1 protein-coding gene is annotated in these 1506 nt (G+C 69.9%); it reads right to left on the bottom strand.

All coding sequences use genetic code 11. The annotated features are described in order from the left end of the window. Nucleotides 1-60 precede the first annotated feature (60 nt). On the bottom strand, nt 61-1380 hold the full coding sequence (locus I2D41_RS07750) for an IS256 family transposase (protein WP_229042268.1): 1320 nt from the start codon (nt 1378-1380) through the stop codon (nt 61-63). Nucleotides 1381-1506 lie beyond the last annotated feature (126 nt).

The following is a 1506-nucleotide window of genomic DNA, read 5'->3' as shown; positions in this document are numbered from 1 at the left end:
GGTCGCGCGCGCAGACGTGGTGTAAGAGTGTCCTGAGGTCCGTCGCTGCAAGTCCCGATGTTACTCCTTCTTGAGACCGCGCTTCTCGACTATCTCGTCCACTATCTCCCTGGCGCGCCGCCCGAGCGCGCGGCGCCTCCCCTCTGTCGGGGCCGGCCTGTCCGCGGGCTCGGCGAAGCCCTCGGCGGCCGAGGCCTCGGAGAACACGCGCTGCTGGGACCACTGCCCCTCGGTCTCCATGAGGCTCGCGCACGTCAGGCGCAGCATCGACTCCCTCGAGGGGAAGGACTGCACGACCCTGTAGCGGCGCTTGATCTCGCGGTTGGCGCGCTCCTGGACGTTGTTGGTGCGGAGCTTGGCCCAGTGCGCCCTGGGGAAGGCCGTGAACGCCAGCGCGGAGTCCTCGGCCTGCTCGAAGACCTCGCCGGCCCTGGCGGACACCGACGCCACCCAGGGCGCCGCCTCGGCCCACACGCAGCGCGCGAGGTCGGGGTCGTCCTGGTAGACCGCGGCGTGCACGAGGTCCCTGACGGCCGCCTTGGAGTCCTCGGGCCTGCCCGAGCAGGCGCTCTGGAGGTTGCGCTGCAGGTGCGTCACGCAGCGCTGCCAGGCGCAGCCCTGGAACAGGCGCGAGACGGCGGCCACGAGCCCGGCGTGGCTGTCGGAGACCACGAGGCGAACGCCGGCCAGCCCGCGCTCGCGCAGCCCGCCGAGGAATGCCGCCCAGGAGTCCTCGCTCTCGGTGTCGACCACGTCGCAGCCCAGGAAGTGCTTGCGCCCGTCGGCGCCCAGCCCGATCGCGGTCACGACGCCCTGCGAGACGACCGACGAGCCGACCCTGCAGCTCATGTAGGTGGCGTCGAGCCACAGGTAGCAGCACGGCGTGCCCGACAGGTCGCGGCTGCGGAACTCCGCCACCTCGGCGTCGAGGTCGGAGCAGAGGCTCGAGACCTCCGAGCTCGACAGCGAGGATATGCCCAGCTTGGACGCCACGCGCTCGACCTTGCGGGTGGACACGCCGCACACGTACATCTCCTGCACGATGGCGGCCACCGAGGTGTCGACGCGCGACCATCGCGCGAGCATGCCCTCGGGGTAGTAGGTGCCGTGCCTGAGCTTGGGTATCTCGAGCTCCACGTCGCCCACGGCGGTCTTGAGCGACCTGGGGCGGTAGCCGTTGCGGCTGTTCTCCCTGCCGTCGCTGCGCTCGTTGCGGCCCGCGCCGCACATCTGCTGGGCCTCGGAGTCCATCAGCGCGTTCATCACGCCGCCCAGCACCCTGCACGCGAACTCGCGCGCGTCGCCGCACTCCTGCCAAAGCCTCGCCGCCTCGAGGGCCTCGTCGCGGCCGAGGCGCAGTACACTCTCTTCTTGGGGCATCGCCTTTCCTTCCATTCGTCACCTTCATTACTCCAACGACGAATTCTAGGCGGTGTCCCCTCCCTTTCAAGAAAGAGAAGAGGCGGGGCATGCCCCGCCTCTTACACCACATCTCTGCGCGCTACC

Origin of the sequence: Collinsella aerofaciens (assembly GCF_015552075.1) — a bacterium.
Taxonomy (GTDB): Bacteria; Actinomycetota; Coriobacteriia; order Coriobacteriales; family Coriobacteriaceae; genus Collinsella; species Collinsella aerofaciens_Y.
Note: the sequence above shows the minus strand (reverse complement) of the source record. Positions and strands in the feature narration are given on the sequence as shown.

Excerpts from the sequence above, each read along its gene's own strand:
- I2D41_RS07750 (WP_229042268.1), bottom strand. The coding sequence starts at position 1,380 with ATGCCCCAAGAAGAGAGTGTACTGCGCCTCGGCCGCGACGAGGCCCTC.